The 26564-nt window shown below is 65.8% G+C and carries 20 protein-coding genes; 15 read left to right on the top strand and 5 right to left on the bottom strand.

What is annotated here, in order from left to right:
- Window positions 1-19 precede the first annotated feature (19 nt).
- Together CH271_RS01225 and leuS are read right to left on the bottom strand one after the other, a co-directional pair.
- A complete protein-coding gene (locus CH271_RS01225; protein ID WP_094632190.1) occupies window positions 20-1294 on the bottom strand; it encodes a lipase family protein in 1275 nt (424 codons plus the stop codon).
- An 81-nt stretch (window positions 1295-1375) separates the two neighbouring features.
- Window positions 1376-4198, bottom strand: a complete 2823-nt coding sequence (leuS, locus tag CH271_RS01220; RefSeq protein ID WP_094632188.1) for a leucine--tRNA ligase — start codon at window positions 4196-4198, stop codon at window positions 1376-1378.
- A gap of 68 nt (window positions 4199-4266) precedes the next feature.
- Between leuS and CH271_RS01215 the strand changes: the two genes are divergently transcribed.
- The 5 genes from CH271_RS01215 (at window position 4267) to CH271_RS01195 (ending at window position 9541) form a co-directional block, all read left to right on the top strand.
- Window positions 4267-4671 carry an SdpI family protein gene (locus CH271_RS01215; RefSeq protein ID WP_094632271.1) on the top strand — a complete coding sequence of 135 codons (405 nt, stop codon included), beginning with the start codon at window positions 4267-4269 and terminating at the stop codon, window positions 4669-4671.
- Between the two features lie 4 nt (window positions 4672-4675).
- Window positions 4676-5656, top strand: a complete 981-nt coding sequence (locus CH271_RS01210; RefSeq protein ID WP_094632186.1) for a DUF1648 domain-containing protein — start codon at window positions 4676-4678, stop codon at window positions 5654-5656.
- Between the two features lie 9 nt (window positions 5657-5665).
- A complete protein-coding gene (locus tag CH271_RS01205) occupies window positions 5666-6667 on the top strand; it encodes a bile acid:sodium symporter family protein (protein ID WP_094632184.1) in 1002 nt (333 codons plus the stop codon).
- 36 nt (window positions 6668-6703) lie between these two features.
- Window positions 6704-8065, top strand: a complete 1362-nt coding sequence (locus CH271_RS01200) for a glutamate decarboxylase (protein WP_094632182.1) — start codon at window positions 6704-6706, stop codon at window positions 8063-8065.
- Window positions 8066-8347: 282 nt separating this feature from the next.
- On the top strand, window positions 8348-9541 hold the full coding sequence (locus tag CH271_RS01195) for a ferredoxin reductase family protein (RefSeq protein WP_373453596.1): 1194 nt from the start codon (window positions 8348-8350) through the stop codon (window positions 9539-9541).
- A 109-nt stretch (window positions 9542-9650) separates the two neighbouring features.
- Here CH271_RS01195 and CH271_RS01190 read toward each other — a convergent pair whose 3' ends face one another.
- Both CH271_RS01190 and CH271_RS01185 read right to left on the bottom strand, forming a co-directional pair.
- Window positions 9651-10268 carry a YqgE/AlgH family protein gene (locus tag CH271_RS01190; RefSeq protein WP_037195706.1) on the bottom strand — a complete coding sequence of 206 codons (618 nt, stop codon included), beginning with the start codon at window positions 10266-10268 and terminating at the stop codon, window positions 9651-9653.
- Between the two features lie 48 nt (window positions 10269-10316).
- The gene (locus CH271_RS01185) at window positions 10317-11009 is read right to left on the bottom strand and encodes a TetR/AcrR family transcriptional regulator (protein WP_094632180.1); all 693 of its coding nucleotides are present in this window, start codon (window positions 11007-11009) and stop codon (window positions 10317-10319) included.
- Window positions 11010-11127: 118 nt separating this feature from the next.
- On the opposite strand from CH271_RS01185, the gene CH271_RS01180 reads away from it, so the two are divergent.
- The 3 genes from CH271_RS01180 to CH271_RS01170 are packed head-to-tail and all read left to right on the top strand — an operon-like array spanning window position 11128 to window position 14753.
- On the top strand, window positions 11128-12057 hold the full coding sequence (locus tag CH271_RS01180) for an NAD-dependent epimerase/dehydratase family protein (protein ID WP_094632178.1): 930 nt from the start codon (window positions 11128-11130) through the stop codon (window positions 12055-12057).
- 24 nt (window positions 12058-12081) lie between these two features.
- Window positions 12082-13368 (top strand): MFS transporter, encoded by a 1287-nt coding sequence (locus CH271_RS01175; RefSeq protein ID WP_094632176.1) that lies wholly within the window; start codon window positions 12082-12084, stop codon window positions 13366-13368.
- Between the two features lie 59 nt (window positions 13369-13427).
- Window positions 13428-14753, top strand: coding sequence for a DUF4185 domain-containing protein (locus CH271_RS01170; protein WP_094632174.1), 1326 nt, complete (start codon window positions 13428-13430; stop codon window positions 14751-14753).
- 19 nt (window positions 14754-14772) lie between these two features.
- On the opposite strand, the gene CH271_RS01165 is transcribed toward CH271_RS01170, so the two are convergent.
- Entirely contained in the window at window positions 14773-16239 is a 1467-nt protein-coding gene (locus CH271_RS01165) for a CCA tRNA nucleotidyltransferase (RefSeq protein ID WP_094632172.1), read from the bottom strand.
- A 101-nt stretch (window positions 16240-16340) separates the two neighbouring features.
- Here CH271_RS01165 and CH271_RS01160 point away from each other — a divergent pair, with 101 nt between their 5' ends.
- The 7 genes from CH271_RS01160 to trxA all read left to right on the top strand — a co-directional run bounded on the left by CH271_RS01160 (window position 16341) and on the right by trxA (window position 26455).
- On the top strand, window positions 16341-16901 hold the full coding sequence (locus CH271_RS01160; RefSeq protein WP_032396972.1) for an NUDIX hydrolase: 561 nt from the start codon (window positions 16341-16343) through the stop codon (window positions 16899-16901).
- Window positions 16902-16903: 2 nt separating this feature from the next.
- Window positions 16904-19309: a glycoprotein gene (locus tag CH271_RS01155; RefSeq protein WP_094632267.1), complete on the top strand. Its 2406-nt coding sequence runs from the start codon at window positions 16904-16906 to the stop codon at window positions 19307-19309.
- Window positions 19306-23502, top strand: a complete 4197-nt coding sequence (locus CH271_RS01150) for a lipid II flippase MurJ (RefSeq protein WP_094632170.1) — start codon at window positions 19306-19308, stop codon at window positions 23500-23502. Before CH271_RS01155 ends, CH271_RS01150 begins: the two co-directional genes overlap by 4 nt.
- 99 nt (window positions 23503-23601) lie before the next feature.
- Window positions 23602-24183 (top strand): RNA polymerase sigma factor SigM, encoded by a 582-nt coding sequence (gene sigM, locus CH271_RS01145; protein ID WP_037195284.1) that lies wholly within the window; start codon window positions 23602-23604, stop codon window positions 24181-24183.
- 59 nt (window positions 24184-24242) lie between these two features.
- Window positions 24243-24971 carry a hypothetical protein gene (locus tag CH271_RS01140; RefSeq protein WP_094716570.1) on the top strand — a complete coding sequence of 243 codons (729 nt, stop codon included), beginning with the start codon at window positions 24243-24245 and terminating at the stop codon, window positions 24969-24971.
- A gap of 126 nt (window positions 24972-25097) precedes the next feature.
- A complete protein-coding gene (trxB, locus tag CH271_RS01135; RefSeq protein WP_037195710.1) occupies window positions 25098-26087 on the top strand; it encodes a thioredoxin-disulfide reductase in 990 nt (329 codons plus the stop codon).
- 35 nt (window positions 26088-26122) lie between these two features.
- A complete protein-coding gene (gene trxA, locus CH271_RS01130; RefSeq protein WP_008711582.1) occupies window positions 26123-26455 on the top strand; it encodes a thioredoxin in 333 nt (110 codons plus the stop codon).
- Window positions 26456-26564 lie beyond the last annotated feature (109 nt).

Genomic DNA, 26564 nt, shown 5'->3' with positions numbered 1-26564 from the left:
AGAACCACCCGGGTTCGTACTACGGAGTCGGTGTCAGGGCGTTGCCGGGCGGGATGGTCGCGCAGTTGCTGTACGTCGGCCCACCGGCAAACCGCTCGGTCAAGAACTGCAGACTCTGAGCCTCGAATGCCGGGAAGGCTTCGCTGTGCGTCAAACCGTCGTACTGCGCATACTGCACATCGACGCCCCGGCCGCAGTATTCGTACGCCAGTCCCTGTACATCCGCGGTGATCATGACGGAATCGCCGATCGGATCGGCGTGCCCGACAGCCAGGAACATCGGCGTCCGCGGAGTGCCCTGGCTACCCATGATGTTGTCGTCGATCGCCGCCACCACCTCGGGCACGTCGAGCATGGAGGTGTACGGCGCCTTGACCATCGACGCGTCGGTGAGTGTCGGGTAGTCGTCGGCGAACTGGGCGATGCACTCCTGATCGACCTGATCGATCACCTGGCGGCCGTAGTCGGAGATAAAATCGTCCAGGTCGAGACCGTAGGCGCGTTCGTAGGCGACGATCAGCGCCGGGATGACGCCCGCCCACTCCTTGCTTCCGCTGACGTACGGCAGGTTGTGAGCCAGGTCGACGGGCAGTCCGCCGGCAGCCGCTCCGACGAGGTTCAGCTCGGGTGCGTACTCGGGGGCAATCTCGGCACCCCACTGCGTCGGGACGGAGCCTCCGGAGTATCCGACCATGCCGACGGGTGTGCTCGACGGAAGCTGTAGGAAGGACTGAGCCGCACGAATGCCGTCCAGCGCTGCGTAACCCGACTGCCGCCCGATCGTCCACTCGAGCTCCTCACCCTCGTAATCCGGCACGACGACGGTGTAGCCCGCTGCGAGGTAGCCTGCAATGACCGCCTGTTCCGCGCCGGCGATGGGACTCGTGGACCCGCCGCTGAGTGTGTACGAGGGATTGCACTGAGAGCCGAGGGCGTCGTACGCCATGTGGTACGAGACGATCCGCGTCGGCCCGGGGACCAAGGGTCGCAGGACGGTGGCGACCGTGACGACTCCGTCACCTTGCTGATCGGTAGTTCTGTACAGCACCTGGCTACCCGTGATCGGGGTCGGCTGGGTGGGGGTACGGAACGTCATGGGCCTCGACCGAAGCACCGTTCCCGGGGAGACGTCCAGGCCGCCGTCCCAATCGTAGAACGGATCGTCGGCCGGAATCGGTGAGCCGGGCCCCGGATCTGCCTGTGCAACAGGGACACTCACGAGCGTGACGGACCCGAGAACCAGGACGACGAAGGCCACCAGCCTCGTCGCGAATCCTTTACCGACCTGTGACATGGAACAAATTAAAGCCCCGACCTCGAAGTTATGGACGGAAATCGCCAGATTTTCATCCACAACTTCGAGTTCGGCGGAGGGTCACTTCAGGACGATGTTCACCATTCGACCCGGGATCACGATGATCTTGGTCGGGGCCTTGCCGTCGAGCAGAGCCACGATTTTCTCGTCGGCCAGAGCCGTCTTCTCGACGTCGTCCTTCGTCGCATCGGCGGGGACGGTGATGCGGCTGCGGACCTTGCCGTTGACCTGGATGGGGTAGTCGACGGTATCGGCGACCAGCCACTTCTTCTCCACGCGCGGGAAGGGCCCGTGCGCCAACGACTTCTCGTGACCGAGCTTGCTCCACAGTTCCTCGGACAGGTGCGGGGCCAGCGGAGCGAGCATCAGGATCAGCGGCTCCACCACTCCGCGCGGCGCACCGTCGGGGTACGCCTTGGTGATGTGGTTGGTCAGCTCGATGAGCTTGGCACCGGCCGTATTGTCGCGCAGCGCAGCGTAATCCGCGTGCACACCGTCGATCACACGGTTCAACACCCGCAGCGTGTCCTCGGTCGGCTTGTCGTCGGTGACGCGGACCTCGCCGGTCACCTCGTCGAGCGCCAGTCGCCAGACGCGCTGCAGGAACCGCTGCGCGCCGACGACGTCCTTGGTCGCCCACGGCCGTGAGGTGTCCAGCGGCCCCATCGACATCTCGTAGAAGCGAAGGGTGTCGGCACCGTACTCGGCGAAGATCTCGTCGGGGGAGACCGAGTTCTTCAGGGACTTACCCATTTTGCCGTATTCACGGTTGACGGGCTGGTCCTGATAGAAGTAGCCGCCATCGCGCTCGATCACCTCGGCCGCGGGTACGTAGACGCCTCGGGCATCGGTGTAGGCGTAGGCCTGGATGTAGCCCTGGTTGTAGAGGCGACGGTACGGCTCGCTCGAGCTGACGTGGCCCAGATCGAAGAGCACCTTGTGCCAGAAGCGCGAGTACAACAGGTGCAGCACCGCATGCTCGACGCCACCGACGTAGAGATCGACTCCGCCGGGATCGTTCGGTCCGTGGATCTCCGGACGCGGTCCGACCCAGTACTTTTCGTTCTGGGGGTCGGCGAAGGCCTCGGAGTTGGTGGGGTCGATGTAGCGCAGCTGGTACCAGGAACTACCGGCCCACTGCGGCATGACGTTGGTGTCGCGGGTGTATGTCTGCAACCCGTCGCCCAGATCGAGTTCGACGTCGACCCACTCGCTGGCCTTCGCCAGTGGCGGGGACGGCTCGGAGCCGGCGTCGTCGGGATCGAACGAGACCGGTGCGTAGTTCTCGACCTCCGGAAGTTCCACCGGCAGAGCGGAATCCGGCAGGCCATGCGGGTTGCCCTCGGAGTCCCAGACGATCGGGAAGGGCTCACCCCAGTAGCGCTGGCGAGCGAACAGCCAGTCGCGCAGCTTGTACTGAATGGTGCCGCGGCCGGTGCCGTCGGCCTCCAACCGCGCGATGACGGCAGCCTTGGCCTCGTCCACGGGCAGGCCGTCGAGGAAGTCGGAGTTCACCAACGCGCCGTCGCCGACATATGCCGCCTCGGTGACGTCTCCGCCCGAAATGACCTCGCGCACAGGCAGACCGAACGCCGTGGCGAACTCCCAGTCGCGTGCGTCGTGCCCGGGTACGGCCATGATCGCACCGGTGCCGTAGCCCGTGAGCACGTAGTCGGCGATGAACACCGGCACCTGCTCACCGTTGACCGGGTTGCTCACGTAGGCACCGATGAAGACGCCGGTCTTCTCCTTGTTCTCCTGCCGCTCCAGATCCGACTTGGCCGCGATCGACGCGCGATATGCCGCAACGGCTTCCGCGGGAGTGGCGGCTCCGCCCGTCCACTTGTCGGACACGTCGGAAGGCCACTCGGGAGCAACCAACCCGTCGACCAGTTCGTGCTCGGGGGCGAGCACCACGTAGGTCGCACCGAACAGCGTGTCCGGGCGGGTGGTGAACACCTCGATGTTCGAGAACGAGACCTGTGCACCACGGGATCGCCCGATCCAGTTGCGCTGCATGGTCTTGACCTTCTCGGGCCAATCCAGGTACTCGAGGTCGTCTACCAGGCGGTCGGAGTACGCGGTGATTCGCATCATCCACTGCCGCAGGTTCTTTCGGAACACCGGGAAGTTGCCGCGATCACTGCGTCCGTCGGCCGTGACCTCCTCGTTGGCGAGCACCGTACCCAGACCGGGGCACCAGTTGACCATCGAGTTGGACTCGTACACCAGGCGGAAGCCGTCGATCACCTCACGACGCTCGCCGACGGTCAGCGAGTCCCAGGAGCGGCCGTCGTCCAACGTGCGCTCACCAGAGGCGAACGCCGCCTCGAGTTCCGAGATGGGCCGCGCTTTGCCGAGGTCCGCGTCGAACCACGAGTTGAAGATCTGCAGGAAGATCCACTGTGTCCAGTGGTAGAAGTCGACGTCCGTCGTCGCCAGGGACCGTCGGCGATCGTGTCCGAGGCCCAGCCGACGCAACTGGCGTCGCATGTTGGTGATGTTGTCCTCGGTGGTGCTGCGCGGGTGCGTGCCCGTCTGCACGGCGTACTGCTCGGCCGGCAGACCGAACGCGTCGTAGCCCAGCGCGTGGAGCACGTTGCGACCCTGCATGCGGTGATACCGCGCGAACACGTCGGTGGCGATGTAACCGAGAGGGTGGCCGACATGTAGGCCGCTGCCCGAGGGGTACGGGAACATGTCCTGGACGAACAGCTTGTCCTTCGGGACGTCTCCGGCGAGGGTTCCGACCGGGTTGGGAGCGTCGAAAGTGCCCTGCGTCTCCCACAGGTCCTGCCACTGCTCCTCGATGTGCCCGGCGAGTTCGGCTGTGTAGCGGTACTCGGGGGCGGACTCGGTGGGTGCTTCAACGGAATCGGTCACACCTACCAGCCTAAAGTGTGACGCGGCCCGGCTGGTACCAGGACCTCGCTGCGCCGTATCCTGGCCAGGTGGTCATCGTCTCGGTTGTGTTGTTCGTGCTCGCCCTCGTCGTCGGCGCTGTCGCCCTCGCGTCGCTGCTGGGCCGGCTCCCACGCAACCGCTTTGCCGGTGTCCGCACCGCCGAGGCCATGCGTGACGACGAGACGTTCACCCTCGCCAATCGCGTCGCCGGTCCCACCACCGCCGCATCGGCCCTGGTGCTGGCCATCGGCGGCGTGGCCGCTCTTGCGCTGAGCGGCATCACCGCCGTCGTGGGCGTCGTCGTTGCCCTCGTTGCCGCGCTGTTCATCGCCGCGGCAGGCGGATCCATCGGGGCCCGCGCAGCAGCGGCCGTTCCGCCACCCGCCGAGGCGGACGGATGCGGAAGCTCGTGCATCTCGTGCAGCCTCAAGGACGCCTGCCAGCCGAGCTGAGCAGATGAAGGCGAAGGCACTACGCACGTTCGACCCGGCCGGAGTCGTCTTCGGCGTCGTCTTCCCCCTTGCGGTAGCCGCACTCGGACTCGTCCTGGCATACCTGTGGCAAGGCCGCCTGCCGGAGGAGGTCGCCACTCACTTCAGCGGCACCGAACCGGACGACTTCTCCAATCCGCTCTCCAACGCCTGGACCCTTGCCATCGTGATCGTGCTGGTGGGCGGCGGGTGCAGCGCCGTCGCATCGTTGGCTCGGGTGCTGCTGATCATGCGTCGCACGATGCTGATCATCGGGCTGACCGTCGTCGGGCTGATCGGTGTTCTGCAGATCGCGACCCTTGTTCGCGAACTGGACATGGCGACCGCGCAGAGCGTCACCATCCCCGGTTGGGCCATAGCGGTGGGGACCGTCGTCGGCTTCGCGGCCGGGCTGTTCGGCGCGTCGCGACTGCGTGACCACCGCGAACGCGTCGTCGCCACGTCTGCGCCGCACTCCGATCTCCCGCGGTGCAGCCCCGAACTACCCCTGGTGGTCCGCGTCGGTGCCAGTCGCATCGCCGGTATCACCGTCGTGGCTGTATCCCTGGCCGGGGCCGCTCTGACGTGCTATCTGTCCAGCTCCCTGTGGCCGATCTTCCTGTTCGCCCCACTGACGATTCTGATTCTGTCGTTGCTGCGATTCACCGTGCACATCGACAGCGACGGCCTCTTCGTCTCGAGCCTGGGCATGGCGGCATTCGATTACGGAATCGACGAGATCACCGGTGCCTCGGTTCGGGCGGTCGATCCCTCGAAGGAGTTCGGCGGTTGGGGTCTGCGGGCCAAGGGACGCGGAAACTACGCCGTCGCCACCGAGGCCGGCCCCGCGGCCTTCGTCACGTTCGCCAACGGGGACCGGCTCACCATCGGTTCTGCCGACGCAAAGAAGATCGCAGGCACTCTCAACTCATTGACCGCCCGCACTCGCAGCGCCACGGTGGATTAAGTTAGCCGAGTGAAGTTGTTGCGGGATACCGTGCTGGATCCCTTCCTGTTGGGAATCTTCGCGGTCGCAGCGCTGGCGAGCCTCTTCCCGGCGACCGGCACGGCGGAGGACGTACTGGGCTGGGTGACGCGCATCGCCATTGCGCTGCTGTTCCTGATCTACGGCGCCCGACTCTCGCCCCGCGACGCCTGGAACGGCGTCAAACACTGGCGGCTGCACTCGGTGATCCTGGCGTGTACGTACCTGCTGTTCCCGGCGCTCGGGCTGGCCCTGCGGATCCTCGTCCCCGGCGTCATCAGCGACGACCTCTACACCGGAATGCTGTTCCTCTGCCTGGTCCCCTCGACCGTGCAGTCCTCCATCGCCTTCACCTCCATCGCCCGCGGCAACGTCGCCGGTGCCGTGGTGAGCGCCTCGTTCTCCAACATCATCGGCGTCTTCGTCACCCCACTGCTCGTGATCGCCCTGATGACCACGACCGGTTCCGTGACCATCGACCCCAGCTCGGTACTCGACATCGCCCTGCAACTACTGCTTCCGTTCGCCGTCGGTCAGCTCATCCGGCCCTGGGTGACAGGCTGGCTCACCCGGCACAGCGCGCCGACGAAACTCGTCGACCGCGGTTCGATCCTGCTGGTCGTCTTCGCCGCATTCAGCGAATCCATGAACCAGAACGTGTGGTCCTCGGTGGCGGTGTGGCGCATCGGCGTCGTCGTCGCAGTGTGCGCTGCGTTGCTCGCCCTGGTGCTGGTGATCACCTGGTACGGAGGCAAGTGGTTGGGCTTCCCCTTCGAGGATCGGGTGGTACTGCTGTTCTGCGGATCCAAGAAGAGCCTGGCCAGCGGGCTACCGATGGCAGCGGTGCTGTTCGTCGGCCAACCCGTCGGACTGATCGTGCTGCCGCTGTTGATCTTCCACCAGATTCAGCTGATGGTGTGCACCGTGATCGCCCAGCATTTCGCGCGACGACCGGAAACGGAACAGAGCCCGGTGGGCAGCGTCGCGGACTAGATTGGGTGTCACTCGAGCCGATCACGGGAGAAGACGATGACCAGGAAAATCCATGCCGACGGTATCGTCTCTGCGGCCTACACCGGCCGCCTCGCCACCAATCCCGTACCCGCACTGCGACTTCCCGAGGAACAGCTCGATCCCGACGCCGCCTACCGCTACATCCACGACGAACTGATGCTCGACGGCAGCTCGCGCCTGAATCTGGCGACGTTCGTCACCACGTGGATGGATCCCCAGGCCGAGAAACTCATGGCCGAGACGTTCGACAAGAACATGATCGACAAGGACGAATATCCGTCCACCGCCGCCATCGAGGAACGCTGCGTCAACATCGTTGCCGATCTGTTCCACGCGCCGGGACTCGACCGGGAGGACCCGTCGTCGGCCACGGGGGTGTCGACGATCGGATCCAGTGAGGCCGTCATGTTGGCCGGCTTGGCGCTCAAGTGGCGCTGGCGGGCCAGAGGAACGGGCACCGGCACTCCGAACCTGGTGTTGGGCAGCAACGTTCAGGTGGTGTGGGAGAAATTCTGCCGCTACTTCGACGTGGAGCCGAAGTACCTTCCGGTCGAGCGCGGTCGCTATGTCATCACCCCCGAGCAGGTTCGAGACGCGGTGGACGAGAACACCATCGGTGTCGTCGCGATCCTCGGCACCACGTTCACCGGGGAACTCGAACCGGTACAGGAGATCTGCGCGGCACTGGACGCGATCGCGGGTAGCGGCGGGCCGGACGTACCGGTCCATGTCGACGCGGCCAGTGGCGGATTCGTCGTACCGTTTCTGTACCCGGAGCTCGTGTGGGACTTCCGGTTGCCTCGGGTCAAGTCCATCAACGCCAGCGGCCACAAATACGGATTGACCTATCCAGGAATCGGATTCGCCGTCTGGCGAACCAAGGAAGACCTCCCCGATGACCTCGTCTTCCGCGTCAACTACCTCGGCGGAGACATGCCCACCTTCACGCTGAACTTCTCCAGGCCGGGCAACCAGGTGATCGGGCAGTACTACAACTTCCTGCGCCTGGGCAGGTCCGGCTACACCGACATCATGAAAGCACTGCGCGACACGGCCGTTCGCGTCAGCCGACACCTCGACAAGCATCCCGACATCGAGGTGATCACCGACGGGTCGGCCATCCCGGTCCTGTCGTTCATGTTGAAGGACCATTGCGGTTTCACCGTCTTCGACGTCTCCCACGAGCTACGTGCCCGCGGATGGCAGGTGCCGGCGTACACGATGCCCGACAACGCCACCGACGTCGCCGTACTCCGAATCGTCGTTCGAGAGGGCTTCAGTGCGGACCTGGGCCGAATGCTGTGCATCGCCATCGACGACGTGATCGCCGGACTGAAATCCGGTGGCCACTCGACGGCCACCGCATTTGCCCACTGACCCCACGTCGGAGCAGGTTCCGAGTAGCGTCCACTCCAGTGACGTCGGCGTCCTCGCCGAAGCATGGTGGACCCGGAGATGGGGTGGACTGCATGGGTCTGTTGACTCGCGGTATCGCTTGGATCGGTCTGTACATCGCTGTGGCTGTGGTGCCCTTGATATTCGCGGTGATGGGACACCCAGGTCCCGGACGAGGATTCCTGACCGACTTCTCCGTTGCCCTCGGATTCATCGGGTTGTCGATGATGGGTATGCAGTTCGCCCTGGTCGCTCGATTCCAGGCTGCCGCAGCCCCATTCGGCGAGGACGCGCTCGTGCAGTTCCATCGCCAGGTGTCCTACGTGGCGCTGGCGTTCATACTCGCTCATCCGATCCTGCTGCAGATCGCAGGAACGGACATCCTCGGCCGTGGCGCTGGCGTTCATCCTCGCTCATCCGATCCTGCTGCAGATCGCAGGAACGGACATCCTCGGCCTGCTCAACCTCGTCGAGGCACCGTGGCGGGCCCGGTTCGCCGTGACCTCCACAGTGTTGTTGCTTGTCCTCGTCGGCACGTCGATCTGGCGGCGCAAGCTACGGATGCGCTACGAGGTGTGGCAGATCGTGCACGGGGTGATCTCGGTGGTGGTCGTCGCCTTCGCGTTGGCGCATGTTCTTCTCGTCGGCTACTACGTGGACAGCACGGTCAAGAAGGCGCTCTGGCTGATCATGTCCATCGGTCTGGTGTCGTTGCTGCTGTGGGTACGGGTAGCCCGACCGATTCGGCGTATCCAACGCCCCTGGCAGGTGGATTCTGTCCGACCCGAGCGCGGTGACGCCTGTACCGTGACGCTGAGCCCAGTGGGACACAACGGCTTCCGCTTCGAGCCCGGACAGTTCGGCTGGATCATGGTCGAGCGATCACCCTTCGCCGTCACCGCACATCCGTTCTCGTTCTCCTCGAGCGCCGAGAACACCGCAACCGTGCAGATGACGATCAAGAATCTCGGGGATTTCACTTCCACGGTGCCGACACTGACCCCAGGTTCGCGGGCCTATCTGGACGGGCCCCACGGTGCCTTCGGTCCGGATCGACACGAAGGCCCCGGCTTCGTACTGATAGCCGGTGGAGTGGGCATCACGCCGATGATCAGCATCCTGCGCACCATGGCCGACCGTCACGATCGCCGACCCTATGTGCTGTTCTATGCCAGCAGATCGGAAAAGGACATCACCTTCGAGACCGAACTCGACGATCTACGCGAGCACCTGGATCTGACCATCATCCACATTCTGCAGAATCCACCGCCGGACTGGACCGGCGAATCGGGATTTCTCGATCGTGAGATGTTCGCTCGTCATCTGCCCGAAAGGCGCCACGCCATGCAGTACTTCGCCTGTGGCCCAGGGCCCATGCTCGACGCGATCGAGGACTCGTTGATAGCCCTCGGCGTGCCCGCACCGCGAGTACACACCGAACGCTTCACCTTCGTCTGATCGGATGCCATCGTGAGACACGTCTATACGACCCGCGCCGTCTTCGTCATCGCGCTGCTGTTGCTCGGAGCTGCCGCTTGGTTCGGACTGGCGACCCAATAATCGAGAATCAGTTCCGTTCGACATCGATCGGGTGGGACGCGAGCAGTGCCAACGGCATCGGCTGCCGGCGTAGAACGTGCGCCCACAAGTCGATTCGCGGCGGACCGATCACGTCGGATGCCAACGCCGACACCACCATCCAGTCCTCGCGATCGAGTTCGCCTTCGAGTTGACCGAACGTCCAGCCCGAGTATCCGGCGAAGATGCGTACACCCTCGATGAGTGGGCCGATATCGGCTGGATCGGAATCGAGATCGACCATCACCACTCGGCCGTCGACGCGGCGCAGACCGGGAACGCCGTCGATCGACACACCGGTCCGCAACGTCGCCAGGCACAGGGCGGAATCGCGCTTGACCGGGCCACCGACGTACAACGCCTGCGGCTTGGCTGCCAGCTCGGACCAGTTGGGCAGTACGTTCTGCACCGCCGTCTCACTGGGACGATTGATCACGACACCGAGGCTGCCCGCATCGTTGTGTTCGATGATGTAGATGACGGTGCGCCTGAACGTGGGCTCCACGAGTTCGATGGACGACACCAACAGACTGCCGGGACGAACATCGCGCAAGGCCGACGCCGTCTGGTCCTCGGGTTCCTCCGCATGCGATGCCACGCTCATCATTGTGGCACCGAGCACCCGCGGATGTGGCGCAAGCGATACGGCCAGTCCTCATGAGTCGAGTCCGGCGATATCGGTAAGAAGTCCCAACTGGTACTCGAACAGATCGTCCCTGCTGGCGAACGTCGTGGCTCCGTACTGATCGAACACATCGAAGCTGATGGCCCCGAACAGTGACGCCCACACCATGACTCCCAGTGCGATCAGCTCGTCGGGCAGATCCATCTCCATCTGTGCACGAATGTCCTCGAAGCTGCCGTGCAGTGACGCCAGCTCGGGCGGATCGGCCTCGACGTCCGGTCGACGTGTCTGCCACGCCGAGTGCAGGACGGCCACCAACGTGGTGATCACTCGGGTGCCCGGCCCGGTGGTCTGCTCCGCGGGGGCGTGATAGCCGGGCACCGGGCTGCCGAAGAGCAACGCGTAGCGCGCCGGCTCCCGCAATCCCCACTGCCGCACCGTCCGGCCGAGCGCGAGGAATTTCTCCTTGGGTCCGTCCGCTGCGTCCACCGCTGCGTCGACGGCGTCTCCGAGCTCGGTGTATCCGTCGACGACGAGCAGGGTCAGCAGCTCGTCGCGACTGGCGACGTATCGGTAGACGGCCGAGGACACGACTCCGAGGTCCCGCGCGACGGCGCGCAACGACAGGGCCGCGGCGCCGTCGGCGGCCAGGTGTTCGCGTCCGATGCGCGTGATGTCGGCCAGGGTCTGAGCGCGGGCTCGGGTGCGGGGAGTGCTCGCCATGGCCCTCACAGTAACTCCTGCTCTTTTAAGAGAGCAGTGCTCTTGCTTTTGTGCAGCCATGGGTGCAGACTCGACGTATCAGAGAGCACCGCTCTCGTTTACCTCGAATGGAGCGATCATGACCGAACTTCACGTCGTCACCGGAGCCGGACCTGTCGGCTGGACGGTCGCCGAACAGCTTGCTGCACAGGGTCATTCGGCGCGAGTCCTCACTCGATCCGGCAGCGGCCCCGAGCACCCGATGATCGAACGCCGCGTTGTGGACATCGAATCCGACGACCTTCGACCGCACCTGAGCGGTGCCACGGCCATCTACCACTGCACCCACGTCGCGTACGAGAACACGGTGTGGCGGAACAAGCTCGTCGCCATGGAGAACCGCGTGCTCGACGCGGCCGCGGGCACCGTCGTCGCGTTCCCAGAAAGTCTGTACGCCTACGGCCGGGTCGACGGACCGATCCGCGAGGATTCGCCCCGAGACGCGACGTTCCGCAAGCTGGGGGTGCGCACCCAACTGTTGGCCGCACGCGACGCGCACTCGACACCCACCGTCAGCGTCGCTGCCTCGGATTTCTACGGGCCGCGTGTGTTGACCTCGCACATGGGTGAGCGGGTGATCGCGCCGATTCTGGCCGGCAAACCGGTCCGCGTCTTGGCCTCTGCCGATCTGCCCCACTCGTTCACCTACGTCCCGGATCTGGCAGCCGCGATGATCACGGCCGCGGCGTCGCCGTCGCTGTGGAACACCGTCCTGCATGCGCCCACCGCGCCTGCGGTGTCACAGCGAGAAATGATCGAAATGTTCTCGGCTGCAGCACAATTACCGTCTCCGAAGGTCGGCATCATTCCGGCCTGGGCACTGCGACTGCTGAGCGCGGTGCCCGGACCGATGAAGGAACTCGGCGACACCCTCTACCAGTTCCGCTACCCCTACGTTCTCGATTCGGGCAGCAGCGAGGCGATCCTCGGGCACCAGCCGACGTCACTCGTCGACGGCACTGCCGCAACGATGGCGTGGTGGGCCGCGACTCCCGCCGTCTCCGTATGACGGGCGGGGGCTAAAGTCCCGTCGGTGAGCGACGCTTCCTTCCGTACCCGGCTACGCGAATCTCCGGGGGTCGGCAAGCTGACCACCATCAGGTTCGCCGGTCAGTTCGGCGACGGGTTGTTCCAGGCCGCGCTCAGCGGTGCCATTCTGTTCAACCCGGAGCGTGCGACGAATCCTGCCGAGATCGCGGCCGGGTTCGCGGTGCTGCTCGTCCCGTATTCGCTCGTGGGGCCGTTCGCCGGAGCTCTACTGGATCGATGGGATCGGCGGTCGGTCCTGCTGTGGGCCAATCTGATCCGCATTGTCCTGATCATGGCCACCGCGCTGCTGCTGTGTGCCGGAGTGGACTCGACACCGCTGTTGCTGCTGGCGCTGGCCACTGTAGGGCTGAGCAGATTCGTACTGGCCGGCGCCTCGGCGTCCTTGCCACACGTGATTCGGCAATCGTGGCTGGTGCCGATGAACTCGGTACTGGCGACCGTCGGATCCGGTTTCGCAGCGGCAGGCGCGGGCCTCGCGGTCGCGGTGATCGGTCTCGTCGGCGCAGGGGATCTCGGTTCGGGCATCGCAGTCGGTCTCGCCGCCACCGGATCGATCGTCGGAGCGATCGCTGCGGCCCGCTTCCGACCACGGTCACTCGGACCGGGCGTCGAGAGCCGCACCGACAGTCCGCTGAAAGACGTTGCTGCAGGGCTGAAATCAGGCGCACAGGCCGTCTGGCGCTCCGCCGGTGTCACGACCGCGATGCTCGGCATCGGTGCGCACCGCATCGTGTTCGGCATCAACACGCTGATCATGGTGTTGATTCTTCGCGAGACTACGGGCAGCACACTGCCCGGCGGCCTCGCCGGCTTCGGCATCGCTGTCGGTGCCACGGCGATCGGCATGTTCCTCGCCGCCCTGATCACCCCCTTCGCCGTTCCCCGTTTCGGGCGCACCCGCACGATCGCCGCCGCGCTTGTGCTCGCCATCGTGGCGCAGCTCGGTGCCGTATCGGGTCTGACGCAGACCAGTCTGCTGATCGGAGCCTTCCTTCTGGGCATCGCCGGGCAGACCGTCAAACTCAGTGGCGACGCTGCCATGCAGATCGAGATCGACGACGCCCATCGCGGACGCGTTTTCGCGTTGCAGGACACCGTGTTCAACGTCGCGTTCGTCGCTGCCCTCGCTGCTGCGGCGGCCGCGGTCGGCCCGGACACGACCGATCTGAGCCAGGACCCCACCGCGCACATCCTGGTGTTCGTCGGGGCCGGTATCTACGCTCTCGGCCTGGCCGCGGCGGTGATGAACACCGGGCGCACACGCCGCTGACGTGGTGTACCTTTCCGTATCGGACCGACAGGTTTCGTCGGAGAACACGGGGGCACCGCATGTACGGCCGCACGACGTCGCTCGGGTGCATACTCGCGGTTGCCGCAGGTACGGCCGTTCTTGCTGCGCCCCCGGCGTTCGCAGCACCGCCTCCGCCGGTGAACTCCTGTGGCGAAACAGGATTCGACCCCAAGGACTACCCACCCGAGCCCACCGGGCCGGGCAATCCGCCGCAGCTGCCGCCGTTGCCGGATCGTGTGGTGATCCCCGTGCCGTATCCGTCGATCGAACTCGTGCCGGTTCCCGACCCCGCCCCGAACAACACTCGCGTGCAGGCCGAACCGCTGACCGACCCGTGTGCGGACCCGTGCCCCGATCTCACCGACGACACCGATTCACCGACGCCGGCAACGGGCTCTGCAGATCATCTGCCGTTCCCCCGCATCGAGATCGACCCGCAGCCCGAAACCATTCCCATCCCGATTCCCGGCCCGGGCGGCGCACCGGCAACGCCGCCACCCGCACCCGCCGTCGCATTCGGCGATTCCTTCGGTAAGGGATGGGAGTTCGGCGTCGTCGGCGGCGACGACTGGCGCTCCAACGCGCTCGGCCACAGCACCGACACCGACCTGTCCGACGGTATGACCCTGGATTCGGTGGTGCAGGATTCCCGTTGTCACGCAGCAGAATTACTACCCTCGCGCAAGGTGAAGAACTGGGAGACCACGGTCATTCCCACCTCCGGTTTCGCGATCGATGACCGGCAGTACATGTCGTACATGTCCATCAGGCGCTGGAGCACGATTCCTGGCCTGTGGTGGACCAACTACGGCGGCATCGCCTATTCCGACGACAACGGTTCCACCTGGGTCAAGGACGAGCATGCCAAGTGGGACAACGTCTTCGGCTTCTCCAAGTTCCAGGTGTCCACAATGGTCCCGGCGGGGGAGTACGTCTACATGTTCGGCACCGTCAACGGACGCGTCGGACAGGTCGGTCTCGCTCGCGTCCCGAGAACCGACGTACTGAACAAGACCGCTTACCAGTACTGGGTGAACGGCACCTGGGCTCCCGTCGGATCGAACGAGGCCACCCCCATCGCCGACGGTATGGCCGGGGAACTGTCGGTCCGTCACGACGAGTCCCGCGGCCTGTGGCAGATGACGTATCTCGATCCGATCCGCGGGGATCTCGTGCTGCGAGAGGCGAATTCACCCCAAGGGGAGTGGACCGCGCCCAGCACGCTGATCGACACTGCCGAGTATCCGAAGGCGTACGGCGGCTTCATTCACCCGTGGTCGACCTCGAACGAGCTGTACTTCACCATCTCCGAGTGGGACAGCTACAACGTCTACCTCGTCAAGGCCGAGCTTCGCTCGTCCTGAGCACGTGCGCGGGACGCGCCTACTGCGTGGGCCACCACTCGAGCAGCGCGGCCTCGGCGTCCTCGCGGGAGAGCGGTCCTCGATCGAGGCGCAGTTCTTTCAGGAACTTCCATGCCTTGCCCACGTCGGGTCCGGCCGGGATGTTCAGCAACTCCATGATGGCGTTACCGTCGAGGTCCGGCCGCACCCGCGCCAGGTCCTCCTGCTCGGCGATGCGGGCGATACGTTCTTCCAGGTCGTCGTAGGTGGCCTGCAGCGCCGCAGCTCGACGCTTGTTCCTCGTGGTCGAGTCGGCCCGAACCAGCTTGTGCAGCTTGGGCAGTAGCTCGCCGGCATCGGTGGCGTAGCGACGGACGGCAGAGTCGGTCCACTGACCCTTGCCGTAGCCGTGGAAACGCAGATGCAGGAACACCAGATGCGAGACGTCCTCGATCATCTTCTTGGAATACTTCAAGGCGCGCATGCGCTTTCGGACCAGCTTGGCACCGACGACCTCGTGGTGATGGAAGCTGACTCCGCCGCCCGGCTCGTTTCGCTTGGTATCGGGCTTGCCGATGTCGTGCAGCAGTGCGGCCCAACGCAATACGAGGTCTGGATCGCCGTCCTCGAGATCGATCGCCTGCGCGAGCACCGTCAGCGAGTGGGTGTACACGTCCTTGTGCTGGTGGTGCTCGTCGATCTCGAGCTTCATGTTGGGCACCTCGGGAACGATCCGCTGCGCCAATCCCGTCTCGCACATCACGTCGATGCCGTCGACCGGGTGCGCGCCGAGCAACAGCTTGTCCAACTCCACCTGGATTCGCTCGGCGGTGATGCGGTCGATCTGCTCCGCCATGTCCTCGATGGCTCGGTGCACCCGAGGCATCAGCGTGAATCCCAACTGGGAGACGAACCGCGCGGCCCGCAGCATCCGCAGTGGATCGTCTCCGAACGACACCTCCGGTGCCGACGGGGTATCGAGAACGCCCTCGAGCAGCGCATCCATCCCGCCGAGTGGATCGACGAACTCCTGAGCCCCGTCCGCTCCGAGACGTACTGCCATGGCGTTGACGGTGAAATCGCGTCGAACGAGATCTTCTTCGAGGCTGTTGCCGTACTGCACCTCGGGATTGCGGGAGACCTGATCGTAGGAGTCGGTGCGATAGGTGGTGATCTCGATCGTCTGGCCGTCCTTGGCCGCACTGATGGTCCCGAACGCGATGCCGGTGTCCCACTGATGGTCCGCCCAGCCCGACAGCAACCTCTGCACGTCCTCGGGCCTGGCGTCGGTGGTGAAATCCAAGTCGGTTCCGAGTCGACCGAGAACTGCATCGCGCACCGTGCCACCGACGAGGAAGAGCTCGTGCCCCGCCGCCGCGAACAGTGCACCCAGCGGCGTCAACACCGGAGCGAGTTCGCGCAGCGTCACAGCAGCTCCCGCCAGCAACCTCTCCCGGCGGGCATCGGTCTGCTCGGCGGAAACGGAGGACAGGGACTGATCGGCCACGGTGGAAGAGCCTACTTGCGCCGAGCCGATCGATTGTCCCGGCCTTCACCCCGCGGTGCGGCACAGTAGAAGAGTGCGTACAGGCAACTAGTATGGATCGGGTGTCTGCTGCCGAACGTGCGAACAGGAGCCGCCGCAACCCGCGGCGGCGTCAGGCACGCGCCGACACCGAAGCACCCAAGCTGCGGACCGTCCGCGAGACCTCGGCAGGAGGCCTCGTGGTCGACGGCCTCGACGGGCCTCCGGCCAAGCGTTGCGCCGCCCTGATCGGCCGCACCGACCGCCGCGGACGCCTGCTCTGGTCCCTGCCCAAGGGTCACATCGAGCAGGGCGAAACGGCCGAGCAGACGGCCATGCGCGAGGTCGCCGAGGAAACCGGTATCCGCGGTACCGTCCTGGCCTCGCTGGGCAGCATCGACTACTGGTTCGTCACCGAGGGCCGACGCGTCCACAAGACCGTCCACCACTACCTGCTCCGATTCCTGGGCGGCGAACTCTCCGACGAGGACCTCGAAGTGACCGAGGTCGCGTGGGTTCCGCTGACCGAACTACCGTCTCGACTCGCCTATGCCGACGAACGCAAACTCGCCGCCATCGCCACCCGCCTGATCGACGACATGAGCAGCGGCAACTCGGGCGCACCCATCCCCGGCGGGAAGTGATCGTGCGGGCCCGGAAGGTCGCTGCCGCCGCATTGACCACGTTCGTTCTTGCGGTGGCACCGTCGGTCGGCACCGCAGCACTGATCCCCGCGCAGCTTCCCGGCGCCGCAGCCCAACCCGACTCCTCCGTCGGCGACGCGAGCGGCACCACCAGCGCAGTTCCGGACACTCCGATGACGCAGGACGGCAACCCCTTCCTGACGCTGAGCATCGAGACCGTCGCCCCCTCCACCGTCACCACCAGCAGCGACCCGTTCGTCACCGTGCGCGCCACGGTGAGAAACACCGGGGACCGCCGCGTCGACGACGTCAGTGTCCGGATGCAGGCCGCTGCCGCCGTCGACACCACCGCCGGACTGCGGACCTCGTTGACTCTCGACCAGGACCGATTCGAGCGGGTCGGCGATTTCGTCACGGTCGCCGACTCGTTGGAGAAGGACGAGAGCCGCCAGTTCGACATGTCGATGCAGCTGCGCAGCACCACCGAACCCTCGCTGGGAATCGAGGCCCCCGGCGTCTACCCGCTACTGCTCAACGTCAACGGCACCCCCGAATACGGCGGAACCGCACGACTCGACGACGCCCGCTTCCTGCTCCCGGTCGTCGGACTACCCCGCAATCCCGGTGAGATGGACCCCACCGCTCCCGGCGCGATGCCGCTGCCCCCGAACACCAGCAACCCCGTCGCGATGACGGTCCTGTGGCCACTGGCCGACATTCCTCGCCTCGCTGCCGGAATCCCCGGTTCCGTGGACGAGCGCGTTCGGCTGATCGACGACGAACTGGCCGGCGAACTCGCCGGTGGCGGACGGCTCGACACCCTGCTCAAAGCGGTCGAATTCGCGACGCAACCCGGCCTCGATCCCGACGGCAGACTGGCGTCGAGCCTGTGTATCGGCCTCGACCCCGACCTGCTCGTCACCGTCTCGAACATGACCCGCGGATACCTCGTCGTCGATAACCCGGCCGATCCCGCCAGCACGACCCGCGAGGGCACCGGAAGTGCAGCCGCGGCCCAGTGGCTGTCCCGACTCGAAACGGTCGCGTCGAGCAGCTGCGTGACGGCGATGCCGTTCGCTCAGACCGATCTGGGAGCGGTGGCCGACATCGGCGATCCCACGTTGCTCAGCAGTGCCGTCAGCACCCCGGCCGACATCGTCGACGGCATCCTCGGCATCACCTCGACGCGAGGCTTCACCTGGAGCACCACCGGTGGGGTCGACCCGGGCACCGCCGATGCTCTGCGGTCGGCCGGCACCGACACCGTGCTGGTCGCCGACAACAGCCTCGACCCGCCGACCTCGGCCCCCACCTCGCTGCTGGATTCGTCCGAGACCCAGCCGTCGGGGGATCAGCAGACCGAGACACTGGCCGTCACCCACTACGACGCCGCTACTGCTGCGGCGCTCGCCGGCGTCGGAGACACCCCGTCCACGCCCGCCCTGACCCCCACCGAGCAGCGCTTCGATCTCGCCACCGACTCCCGCACCGCACGCCTGCAGGATGCTCTCGGAGCCATCAACTTCCATGCACTCGTCGGCGCCGATCGGCCCGGCCGCACCGTCACCGTCGCGCCCCCGCAGTACTGGACCGCGGGCGGGGACGAACCGTCGGCGATTCTGTCGACGGTGTCCTCGCTGCTGCGTTCCGGTCTGGCGACGCCGCGCCCACTGGCCGAGTTGCTCGCCGAGCCCACGTCCGGACCCCCGGTGACCAGCATCGACGCATACACCGAACTCGATGCCGACACCATCGGCCTGGTGCGATCGCAGAGCGCCCGGGTCGACACCCTGATGCAATCGCTCGTCGACGATCCTCAGTCCGAGCTGACCCCACGGCTGTACACCGCCCCGCTGCGCGAGGACATGCTCCGCGCACTGTCGACGGCGGGTCGCGCGGGCGCCGCCACTGACGAAACCGGCACCATGGCGAGCGACCGACTCGCCGCCATCCGCATCGGACTGGACACCATCTACGGATCGGTGACCGTGCTGGCCCCGGGCGGGGTCTACACCCTCGCCTCGGAGCAGAGCCCGCTGCTGCTCGTCGCCCGCAACGACCTTCCCGTCCCGGTCAACGTGCTGCTCCGGGTCGATGCGCCGCAGGAGATGACGATCAGTGACGTCGGCATCACCCAACTTCCGGCCCGTGGATCACGGACCATCACCGTCCCGGCCGAGGTGGACGACACCCGCAATCTGTCGGTCGACTTCTCCGTCACGACGCTCGACGGCTCCCGGCTCGGCGAGGTCTCGACGGTGTCCGTTCGATCGAACGCATACGGCCAGGCACTGGCGATAATTACCGCCTGCGCCGGTGCTCTCCTACTGTTACTTGCAGGTCGACGCCTCTGGCACCGTTTCAGAGGTCAACCCGACCCGGCCGACGAAGGGTACGAGAGACCATGACAGGCAACGTCCCGTACGACGGCGACCTGCCGCGGTCACGCATGCCCGCATCGCAGGTGTTCCGCCGCACGACGCCACCGCGGTCCGCGCCATGGGAGCGGCAGTCGCGGCCGGAGCTGCGCTCGTACCCGGCGCCGCCGCCGCTCGACGGGCAACCGGCCGCCGACGACACCGTCACGCAGATGATCCCGCGATTCCGGGACGAGGACTACCCGCAGGCACCGTCCGGAACGGTTCCGCCGACGAGAATTCCGCCGGGCGGGTCCGACCCGGCGCCACAGCCCGAACCGAGGCCGCAGAAGTCACTGCTGGCCGCGTCCGGTTCGATCGCGGTAGCGACCCTGGTCAGCCGCATCACCGGATTCGCCAAGCAGGTTGCCATGACGGCCACCCTCGGCGCGGCGCTGGCCAGTGCGTTCACCGTCTCGACGATCCTGCCGAACATGATCTCCGAGCTCGTCCTCGGCGCAGTGCTCGGAGCCATCGTCGTTCCGGTGTTGGTCCGAGCCGAGCAGGAGGACGCCGACGGCGGACGGGCATTCGTTCGGCGCCTCTTCACCATCGCAGTGGCGCTCCTCGGAACCGTGGCGCTCGCCGCCACCATCGCAGCCCCACTGTTGGCGCGGCTGATGCTCGACGGCGATCCGAAGGTCAACGAGGACCTGACCATCGCGTTCACCTATCTGGTACTGCCCGCGCTGATGTTCTACGGGCTGTCCGGCCTGCTCACGGCCGTGCTCAACACCCGCCAGAACTTCAAGCCCGGAGCCTGGGCACCGGTGTACAACAACCTGATCGTGCTCGCGGTGTTCGCCCTGTACCCCTTCGTCCCGGGCGAGATCACCGCAAACACGGTCGAGATGAGCAACCCCAAGATCCTCGTTCTCGGCCTCGGTGTGACCGCCGGTGTCATCACCCAGGTCCTCGCTCTGATCCCGGCCCTGCGCCGCGAACGCATCGACCTGCGCCCGCTGTGGGGATTCGACGAGCGACTCAAGAAGTTCGGCGCGATGGCCGCCGCGATCGTGCTCTACGTCGTCGTCAGCCAGATCGGGCTGGTCGTGGCCACCAGGATCGCGTCGGGCACCGACGATGCGAGCAACGTGATCTACTCGCAGGCCTGGATCGTGCTGCAGCTGCCGTACGGCATCCTCGGCGTGACGGTACTGACGGCCATCATGCCCAGGCTCAGCCGCAACGCAGCCAACGGTGACACTCCGTCCGTGGTCGACGATCTCTCGGTCGCGACCCGCCTGACGATGGTCGCGCTGGTGCCGATCGTGGTGTTCCTGACCTTCGCGGGGCCTTCGGTGGGCGAGGCGCTGTACGGCTTCGGCCGGTTCGCCGAGGTCGCACCCAGACTCGGCGAGGCCGTCAGCTGGTCGGCATTCTCCCTCATCCCGTACGCCCTGGTGCTGATCCACCTGCGGGTCTTCTACGCCCGTGAGAAGGCCTGGACACCGACGTGGATCATCCTCGGCATCACCGCCGTCAAGATCGGCCTGTCGTTGCTCGCCCCGATCGTCGCGTCCTCGCCCGAGCAGGTGGTGCTGCTCCTCGGTGCAGCGACCGGCCTGGGCTACACCGTCGGCGCGATCATCGGCGGATACCTGCTCCACAAGAGCCTGGGCAGCCTGCGGATGGCCAACGTCGGCAAGACGGTCTGGCTGGTGCTCATCGCCTCACTGGCCGGCGGCGCGGCCATGCTCGCGATCGACCGGATCCTCGGGCTCGACGCCATGATGAACGGCTGGGTCGGCAACTTCGCCCGCGTGGCGATCGACGCCGTCATCATGCTCGGCATCACGTTCTCGATCCTCTGGTTCGGCAAGATTCCCGAAGTTCTGGCGGTCACCGTGGCCCTGAGCCGCCTCGTCCGCAGATTCCGCGGCGGTTCCGAAGCGCGGGACGCAGATCTCGCTGCTGCAGAAACCGGCGTCATTCCGGTTATTCGATCCGAGCCCACATGGGACACTGCGCGGGATCGGCTCCCGTACCCTGGTCATCGGCACCCGGGGGCAGACGCTCATGAGGGTCGACCGTTCGTAGATCAACACGGGGCATATTCGCCTGAAGGAGTTACTGTGACCGACGACGATGTTGCTGGGGGGCCGGCACAATCTCCAGCAAGCGAAGCCGACCGAACGAGCGGCGGCGTCGAGGTCGACACCCAGGACCGCACCGAGCCCGTGAAGGCCGAGTCTGCTTCTTCCGCCAAGACTCCGAAGCCCGCCGAGACACCGGCGAAGACTGCAGCCGAGTCGACGGCACCGAGCGCGGCCGCGGCTCCCGAGCAGGACGTCGAGAAGACCGCCGCCGAGGCAACTCCCGTCGAGTCCGCTGCCGACAAGCCCGCCGCCGACAAGCCCGCTCCGAAGCCGGTGGATCAGACGATTTCCATCTCCAAGGCTGCTCTCGCGGCGCGTCCGACCGACAAGACCATCTCCATCTCCAAAGCCGATCTCCCGGTCGAGACTCCTAGCGAGAAGAAGTCAACGCAGCAGTCGAAGCCCGAGCAGTCGAAGTCCGCGGCCGATGCGGATTCCGAGAAGACCGCAGCAACCCCGGCCAAGCCCGACACTGCCGACTCGACCACCACGGACGAGGCCGCAGCTGCAACAGCCCCGGCGAGCGCTCCCGAGCGCACGCTCCGCGGCCCGACACTCATTCCCGGTGCCTCTGTGGCCGGAGGACGGTACCGACTGCTGGCACCGCACGGCGGCGCACGTGGACTCAAGTTCTGGCAGGCCCACGACGTCAAGCTCGATCGCGAGGTCGCACTGACGTTCGTCGACGCCGATCAGCAATCCACCGCCTCGACCGACGACCGCACCCAGGGACCGCAGGCGATTCTCTCGCGCACGCTCCGTCTGGGCCGGATCAATTCGCCCGGCCTCGCCCGCGTGCTCGACGTGGTGCGTGGCAGCTCCGGCGGCATCGTCGTCGCCGAGTGGACGCCCGGCCGGTCGCTGCGCGAAATGGCCGATACGGTGCCTGCACCCACCGGTGCTGCGCGCGCGATCAAGGTCCTGGCCGCAGCGGCCGAGGCCGCACACCGCAGCGGCGGGGCCCTGTCGATCGATCACCCCGATCGCGTGCGCATCAGCTCCAGCGGCAATGCCGTCCTCGCCTTCCCCGCGACACTGGCCGACGCCGACCCGAGTTCGGACGTCCGCGGACTCGGCGCAATGCTCTACGCGCTGATCACCGCCAGGTGGCCGCTGTCCGACACCACCGGCGGTGCCGTCGTATCCGGTGATGCGGCTCAGGCCCGCAGCGTCGGTGGCATGCGCCCGGCCGACCGCGACGACAAGGGTGCCCCGCTCGAGCCGCGACAGGTCCGTCCGGACGTTCCGTTCGAGATCTCCGCCGTCGCAGTGCGGGCACTGGAACAGAACAGCGGAATCCGCACCGCTGCCACCGTGCAGCACGTCCTCGATCAAGCAGCGGTCGTCAACGACAAGACGGATCTGATGCCGGCGCTGCGACTGGGCCAGCGAGCGCCCGGTGCCAGTGGGCACTCGCTCGCCGACCCCGAGGAGATCGCCGCCGAGAAGGCCAAGTCGATGCGTACCAACATCGCCATCGCGGTGCTCGGCGCACTGACTGTCGTCGTTCTCGCGTTCGCCGGCTTCTGGCTGTTCACTTCGATTGCCGGCAACGACACCGACACTCCGCTCGACACCCAGGACTTCGGTCTCACCACTCCGGCCACCGCACCACCGGCGGGCGATGCGACTGCTGCGCCTCCGGCCGAGGCCGGTGGACCGGTGGCGATGAACGGCGTCAGCGTGTTCTCACCCCAGGGTTCCGCGGACAACCCGAGTACCGCCTCCAACGTGATCGACAACGACCCCAACACCGCGTGGACGACCGACTCGTACTTCCAGCAGTTCCCGGCCCTCAAGAACGGTGTCGGGCTGCTCGTGTCCATCCCGTCCTCGACGCTGCAGAACGCGTGGATCGAATCGACGTCTCCAGGAACCGTCGTGGAGATCCGGTCGGCCCCGAACGACTCACCCAGCCTGAGCGACACCACGCTGCTCGGTGAAGCCACGCTGCAGAACGGCCGAACCGACATCGCCCTCAGCGACACGGAGCCGACCGGGAACGTGCTCGTCTGGATCACGAGTCTCGGTGAACAGGGCGGTCGCATCGCCACCTCGATCTCCGGGATCGGTTTCGACTCCTAGATCGGGCATTCGGTAACCAAAACGGGTTCGTTTCGTACTTCGCGGTCTCGATGGCCTAGGCTCCCCCCAATGCGTTAACACGGGGGGAGCCGTTTTCGTATGACCGAACGTTTCGATTCGGCGCCAGGGGAGCGCACGGATGCGGAGCTTCTTGCTGCCCATGCGGCCGGGGAGCCGAATGCCTTCGCCACACTCATCTACCGACACCACGAACATCTGTGGCTGACGGCCCGCCGCACGAGCTACACGCCCGAGGACGCCTCCGATGCTCTGCAGGAGGCATTGCTCTCCGCCCATCGCACGGCCGGGTCGTTTCGCGCCGACGCCGCAGTGCGGAGTTGGCTGCACAAGATCGTCGTCAATGCCTGCCTCGACCGTATCCGTAGAAACAAGGCTCGCCCGTCGGTTCCGTTGAGCGAGAACGAAAGTCACGAGCCGGTGTCGCCCAGGGATCGGATCTCCGAGACGGAGACGAGCATTCTCGTTCGGCAGGCTCTGATGACGTTGCCGCCCGACCAACGTGCAGCCGTCGTCATCGTGGACATGGAGGGCTACTCGGTGGCCGACGCTGCCGCATTGCTCGGCGTTCCCACCGGTACCGTCAAGAGTCGATGCGCCCGCGGTCGACTCAAACTCTCGACGCAGCTCGCGTACTTGAAAGATGCGGGGAACCGAATCTGACCCCCTCGCGTCTATACCGTGTGAGAGGGAAAGCAGACCAGGCGAAGGGAGGCAGGAACGTGCCGTCGAGCACCGACGCTCTACAAGCCCCGTTCTCGCCGGAGCTACTCGCCGATCTGCATGCGGATGCACTTCCCGAGGACGTCAGTAGGCAACTGTGGCCACTGGTTCGACTCGACGAGGATTCGATGCAGATACTCGCCGGTCTCGACGCCGTCTCGGCTCGACTGCACGAGGTGGGCGAGGATCCCACCGGGACGATGCCGATTCCGCCCGACGTCGCTCGGCAGATCGATCGCACCCTCCACACGGTCGAGCAATCGGCGTCCCCGGTGGGCGTCGTCGTTCCGCTGCGTCCGCGCAGACGCCGTGTCGTTCTCGGAACCGCCGCTGCCGCAATACTTCTGGCGACCGGATCGATTGCTGCCGCGGCGGTCCTGTTCACACCGGACGAACCCGAATCGATCACTGCCGACCCGTCGCAGGCTCCGGATTCGTCGCTGGTTCTCGATTCTGCCGACCTCGACTCCGGTTTCGCGTTCAGCATCATCGGCAAGCGTGATCCCGGGGTACTGGCCGATCCGGCCGACCTCGCTGCCTGTCTGCAATCCAACGATGTGGATCCGGCCACCACCGTTCTCGGATCGAGTCGAGTGCGCGTCGACGGGCGAGACGGAACCCTGCTGGTCCTCGCCGGAGCGCAGCCCGCACAGTTCATCGCCCTTGCGGTGGGTAACGACTGTGGCACCGCCAACCCGGACGTACTGACGCGTCGGGATATCGGCTGACAGATCTCTCACCGGGGAACAACTGCCTCTAGGGTGGTGTTGACCAGATGTACGTCGACCGGCGTGTGCGCTGAGCACTCGGTTGTCGACCGCACGTATACCCCGCACATGATCGGAAGGTCTGCATTGAGTACCCCCAAGGTTCACGATCTCATCATCGTCGGCTCGGGACCGGCCGGTTACACCGCCGGTGTCTACGCCGCACGGGCGGAACTGGAACCGATCCTGTTCGAGGGAACGCAGTTCGGCGGTGCGTTGATGACCACCACCGAGGTCGAGAATTTTCCCGGGTTCCGCGAGGGCATCATGGGCCCGGATCTGATGGAGCAGATGCGCGAGCAGGCGAAACGATTCGGCGCCGACATCCGAACCGAGGACGTCGAGGAGCTCGACCTGACGGGCCCGATCAAGACGGTCTCCGCCGGCGGCGAGACCTACCGTGCCCGCGCGATCATCCTCGCCATGGGCGCAGCAGCTCGCTACCTGTCCATCCCCGGTGAGGAGAAGTTGCTCGGACGCGGCGTCAGCGCCTGCGCCACCTGTGACGGCTTCTTCTTCCGCGATCAGGACATCGCCGTCATCGGTGGTGGCGACTCGGCCATGGAGGAAGCGACCTTCCTCACTCGCTTCGCCCGCAGTGTCACGATCGTGCACCGCCGCAGCGAGTTCCGTGCGTCGCGCATCATGCTCGAACGCGCCAAGAACAACGACAAGATTCGCTTCCTCACCGATACCAAGGTGCTCGAGGTCCTCGGCGACACCAGCGTCACCGGGCTTTCGCTCGAGCACGCGGAAACCGGCGAGAAGACCACCCTCGACGTGACCGGAATGTTCGTGGCAATCGGCCACGATCCCCGCAACGAGCTGGTCAAGGGCCAGGTCGAGCTCGACGACGCCGGCTACGTCACCGTCGCGTCGCCCACTTCGGCCACGTCCGTCGAAGGCGTGTTCGCTGCCGGAGACCTCGTCGATCACGTGTACCAGCAGGCCATCACCGCTGCGGGTACGGGCTGCACCGCGTCGATCGACGCCGAGCGTTGGTTGGCCGAGCAGGGCGACATCACCAGCAACACGCTCGAACACGCCGACCAGCCGGTCGACGCAGTCAACGCCTGACAGGCACCGAACTTCCAACATCGAGGAGATACACAATGTCCGACGACAAGAGCACAGTCACGATCACCGACGCGTCGTTCGTCGACGATGTTCTGACCAGTGAGAAGCCCGTCCTGGTCGACTTCTGGGCCACCTGGTGCGGCCCGTGCAAGATGGTCGCCCCGGTTCTCGAGGAAATCGCGGCCGAGCACAAGGACAAGCTCACCATCGCCAAGCTCGACATCGACGCCAACCCGCAGGCTGCTCGCGACTTCAAGGTCATGTCGATTCCCACGCTGATCCTCTTCCAGGGTGGCAAGCCGGTCAAGCAAATTGTCGGCGCAAAGGGCAAGGCCGCGCTGCTCAAGGACCTCGAAGGCGTTATCTGACTCACCCACACACAGTGTGGATTGCAGCGGAAGCCAGTCTTTCTGCGACAATCATCGGATGTGCCGATGCTTCGGCATCGGCACATCAGGTGCAAGTGTGAGTGCCGTC

It is taken from the genome of Rhodococcus sp. 05-340-2, assembly GCF_002258915.1.
Classification (GTDB): domain Bacteria; phylum Actinomycetota; class Actinomycetes; order Mycobacteriales; family Mycobacteriaceae; genus Rhodococcoides.
This window is presented reverse-complemented; position numbering and strand designations above follow the sequence as displayed.